Annotated in this window: 4 protein-coding genes and 1 tRNA gene; 2 read left to right on the forward strand and 3 right to left on the reverse strand. The window is 70.3% G+C overall.

From position 1 onward, the window contains the following. Positions 1–857: PLP-dependent transferase (locus ASG00_RS03580; RefSeq protein WP_235559118.1), on the forward strand; the 857-nt coding region annotated here is incomplete at its 5' end. Then, positions 854–2170: an LLM class flavin-dependent oxidoreductase gene (locus ASG00_RS03585; RefSeq protein WP_056206957.1), complete on the forward strand. Its 1317-nt coding sequence runs from the start codon at positions 854–856 to the stop codon at positions 2168–2170. The genes ASG00_RS03580 and ASG00_RS03585, both read left to right, overlap by 4 nt. A 6-nt stretch (positions 2171–2176) precedes the next feature. Here ASG00_RS03585 and ASG00_RS03590 read toward each other — a convergent pair whose 3' ends face one another. The 3 genes from ASG00_RS03590 to ASG00_RS03600 form a co-directional block, all read right to left on the reverse strand. Continuing rightward, positions 2177–3196, reverse strand: coding sequence for a TerC family protein (locus ASG00_RS03590; RefSeq protein ID WP_056206959.1), 1020 nt, complete (start codon positions 3194–3196; stop codon positions 2177–2179). A gap of 226 nt (positions 3197–3422) precedes the next feature. Next, positions 3423–3498: transfer RNA gene (locus ASG00_RS03595), tRNA-Glu, on the reverse strand. Positions 3499–3628: 130 nt separating this feature from the next. Continuing rightward, the gene (locus ASG00_RS03600; RefSeq protein WP_056519881.1) at positions 3629–4507 is read right to left on the reverse strand and encodes a DMT family transporter; all 879 of its coding nucleotides are present in this window, start codon (positions 4505–4507) and stop codon (positions 3629–3631) included. Positions 4508–4534: the final 27 nt, after the last annotated feature.

Raw genomic sequence — 4534 nt, forward strand, 5'->3', positions numbered from 1 at the left:
ACGTCGCTCTCGTCGCCGGCGTCGCCGACGAGTTCGGCATCCCGCTGGTCGTGGACAACACGTTCGCGACGCCGGCGCTGCTGCGACCGATCGAACACGGCGCGGCGATCGTCGTGCACTCGGCGAGCAAGTTCCTCGGCGGTCACGGGGCCGCGCTGGGCGGCGTGATCGTCGACGACGGCCGGTTCGACGGCGTCACGGCGGGCCGCCTGTTCCCGCACCTCGTCGAACGCAACGCGAGCGGTGCGCCGAGCCCGTGGGAGCGCCACGGCGGACGCGCGCGCATCGCCTACGCACGAGAGACGGTCGCCCCCCGCTTCGGCGCGACGCCGTCGCCCTTCAATGCCTTCTTGGTCGGCCAGGGGGCGGAGACCCTTGGTTTGCGCGTGCGGCACCAGTCCGCGGGCGCCCTCGCTCTTGCGACCTGGCTCGAGGAGCAGCCCGAGGTCGCCTCCGTCGACTACGCCGGTCTTCCCACGCACCCCGATCACGACCTCGCGGTGCGTCAGCTGCATGGCGGCTTCGGCTCGGTGTTCGCGTTCACGCTGAACGGCGGCGAGCCCGCCGCCCGCGCGTTCGTCGAAGCGGTTCAGCTCGTCACGCATATGACGCATCTCGGCGACGTGCGCACGCTCGTTCTGCACCCCGCCTCGACGAGCCACTCCGGCCACGCGGAGTCAGAGCGGGTACGGCGCGGAGTTCTCCCCGGCACCCTGCGTCTGTCCATCGGCATCGAAGACGTCGACGACCTGCGTCGCGACCTCGCCCGGGCGCTCGCCGCCGCGGGCGCCGCCAGCGGATCCCCCGCCGCCGTCGCCGGGTCCGGCGACCGTTCCACGGAGGAGATCCTCGCATGACCCGCCTGCAGCACTTCGGCTGGTTCCTCGCCCGCGGCTTCGGCCCGCACGGCTGGGGATACCCCTCCCTCGACTGGGACTACGACTGGACGAAGCCCGGCCTCTACCAGCAGTCGGCGCGCACCCTCGAGCAGGCCGGGTTCGACCTCGTCATCATCGAGGACGCACCGTCCCTCGGCAGCCCGGAGACGATAGATCTGCGGATCCGGCATGCCTTTGGCGGCCCGAAGCACGATCCGCTCCTCCTCGCGCCGTACCTCTTCGACGCGACCGAGCATCTCGGCGTGATCCCGACGGTCAACCCCGCGGCGTACGTGCCCTACACGGCGGCACGTCAGTTCGCGACCCTCCAGCACCTGAGTGGCGACCGTCTCGGCCTGAACGTCGTCACCGACACCGGCAGTGCCCGCCACTTCGGCACCGCCGCGCCGCTCGGCCACGACGCCGCCTACGACCGCGCCGAGGAGTGGCTGGAGAGCCTGCGGCTGCTGTGGCGCAGTTGGTCGCCCGAGGCCCTCGTCGTCGACCCCGTCTCGGGCGTCTACGCGGACGGCACCCGGCTCGACCACGCCGCGCATCGGGGCGAGTACTTCGCCTTCGACGGCCCGCTCAACGCGGTGCCTTTCCGCGAGGGCGAGCCGGTGATCGCGTCGCCGGGCGGCAGCGGACGCGGACTCGGCTTCGCGGGCGCGAACAGCGACATACAGCTCGCGCTCGCCCCGCTCGATCGCGACAGCATCACCGCCTATCGAGCGAAGATCCACGCGGCGGCGGTCGAGCGTGGTCGGCGCCCGGAGGAGATCACGATCCTCTTCGCGATCCAGCCCGTGCTCGTCTCATCAGCGGCCGAGGCGGACCGACTCGTCGCCGCGTCGGCGAACCCCGATGAGGCCGCCCTCGTGCAGATCGCGCGCAAGCAGTCGAGCGATCTCGAGACCGACCTCACGGCGCTCGACCTCGACGCGCCGATCCCGGCGGGCACGTTCGCGAACCACGTCTCGGAAGGCAGCATCCGTCGCCTCATCGGGAGGAACGACGCCGCCACCACGCCGCTGCGGCAGATCCTCGCGTCGCATGCGCGGCTCGGACGCCTCACCGACGGGTCCGGCTTCGTCGGCACCGCCGACGAGTTCGCCGACCGCATCGAGGAGCTCGCCGAGTGGGGCAACGACGGCGTACTGCTCTGGGGCGACCTGCACCCCGTCACGGTGCACCGCGTGCTCGATGAGCTCGTGCCGATCCTGCGCCGCCGCGGCATCCTCCGCCGCGAGTACGCGCCGGGCGGTCTGCGCGCGAACCTCGCCGCGTTCTGACCCCGATCAGACGGATGCCGCGGGGCCCGCGGCATCCGTCCCGTCGCGGTCGCGACGCGAGGCCATGAGACTCGCCACCGTGGCGACCGCCATCGAGGCCACGATGACGCCGAGCGAGGCGAGCGTGGAGATCTCGGGCGCCCATTCCACCCCATGACCTCCGTTGATGAACGGCAGCTCGTTCTCGTGCAGCGCGTGGAAGACGAGCTTCACGCCGATGAACGCGAGGATGAACGCGATGCCGTAGTGCAGATAGCGGAGCGAGTCGAGCAGTCCGCCGAGCAGGAAGTAGAGCTGGCGAAGTCCCATCAGCGCGAACAGGTTCGCCGTGAACACGAGGAACGGATCGGCGGTGATGCCGAAGATCGCCGGGATCGAGTCGATCGCGAACACCAGATCGGTGAAGCCGATCGCGACGAACACGAGCAGCATCGGGGTGAAGAGGCGTCGGCCGTCGACGGTCGTGCGCAGCTTCGCGCCGTCGAAGGACTCGCTGATCGGGAAGATGCGTCGCAGCGTGCGCACGATCACTCCCTCGCGCTTCTGATCGTCGTCGTGGTCGTCGCCGCCAAACGCCTGCCGATAGGCGGTGTAGACGAGGAAGATGCCGAACAGGTAGAACACGGCGCTGAAGTGCTCGATGATCGCCGCCCCCAGCAGGATGAAGATTCCGCGCAGCACGAGCGCGATGATGATGCCGACCATCAGCACCTCCTGCTGGTAGCGACGCGGCACGGCGAATTGCGCCATCAGCAGCACGAACACGAACAGGTTGTCGACCGACAGGCTGTACTCGGTCAGCCAGCCCGCGAGGAACTGGCTGGGCACGTCGAACCCGCCGCTGACGGCCCACAGCACGCCGGCGAAGACGAGTGCGAGCGAGACGTAGAACCCGACCCAGAGCCCGGCTTCCTTCATCGACGGCACGTGCGGCCGGCGCACGATGAGCAGGAGGTCGGCGACGAGGATCAGCACGAGAACCACGAGTGCGGTGATCTCGAACCAGGCGGGCAGAGCGGATGCCACGGGCGATGCCTTTCGGGAGGGTGCGACGAACGTCGACGGTCTCTCCCCCGCACAGTGCGGCGCGCACCCGGGGCGGCGACGTTGCGCCCGTGATGACGGATGCGCGAGATCGGGATACTCCCCCTCGCATCCGGAACTCTACTCCGGGCGGAACCGCGCGTCGCGCGGTGCGGGGCAGATGCGGAAACGTCGAAAGCCCGGTGCGAACACCGGGCTTTCGACGTGTTGGTGACCCCAGCGGGATTCGAACCCGCGTTACCGCCGTGAGAGGGCGGCGTACTAGGCCGCTATACGATGGGGCCGTTAGGCAACCGTTCGATTATGCCATGCCTTCGTGGTGCCCGACAAATCGGCGCCCACACTCCACTGATCCCTTCCGCCGCGAGGACGGAGGCGGCCACGGATCGGGTCGCGACGATCCGCCGGTCCGGATCACGCGACACCGAACAGCACGGATGCGATCACCGCGAGGGCGACGCCGGCGAGCTGCGGCGCCGCGAGTCGCTGCCTGTCGAGCAGCCAGGCGGCGACGACCGTGAACACCGGGTACAGGTTCACCAGCACCCCTACGACAGCCAACGGGCCGCGGTGCAGCGCGAGCACGAGGAAGACGTTCGCGACGCCGAGCAGAACGCCGGCGACGAGTGCCTGGATGATCGCGACCCGCCTCGCCGTCCCGTCCGCGATCACGGGTTCACGCGCCGCCCGTACCCGCACTCGCCGCGCACGCGCCAGCAGGAACATCCCGAGCATCGCGACGCCGAACGTGAGCTCGAGGAAGACGGGAATCTGCTCGGCGGCGACGGGAGCCGCATCGACGGCCAGGATCGAGGCACCGAGGAGGAGCCCCGACACGACGGTCAGCACGCCCGAACGCTGCGTGAGTCGCGGATGCCCCTCCGCCCGGCGAGACGATGCGAGCACCGCCGCGCAGATGGCGAGCAGCACAGCGACCCAGCCGAAACCGCCGAACCGCTCCCCGCGACCGACAGCGACGGCGACCGGCACCGCGGACTGCAGCACGCCCACGAGTGGGGCCACGAGACTGACCGAGCCGGACACCGCCGCCGCGTAGAACGCGATCGACCCCGCCGTCGCCGTCACCGCCGCGACCACGCCCCATCCGACGGCCGGCCCGCTCCACTGTCCCCCGACGACGATCACGATCACGCCGAGTACGGCCGCGCCGGACGCGTAGGCGAGGATCGTGGTGCCGACGGCACCGAGCCGTCGAGCGGCCATCGCGCCGAAATGTCCGTCGATGCCATACGCCGCCGCGGTGAGCAGCGCGAGCACGACGGTGACCACCACCCGTCGATTATTCGGGACGCGGCGAGG

The organism is Microbacterium sp. Leaf351, assembly GCF_001423825.1.
In the GTDB taxonomy this organism is placed as follows: Bacteria; Actinomycetota; Actinomycetes; order Actinomycetales; family Microbacteriaceae; genus Microbacterium; species Microbacterium ginsengisoli.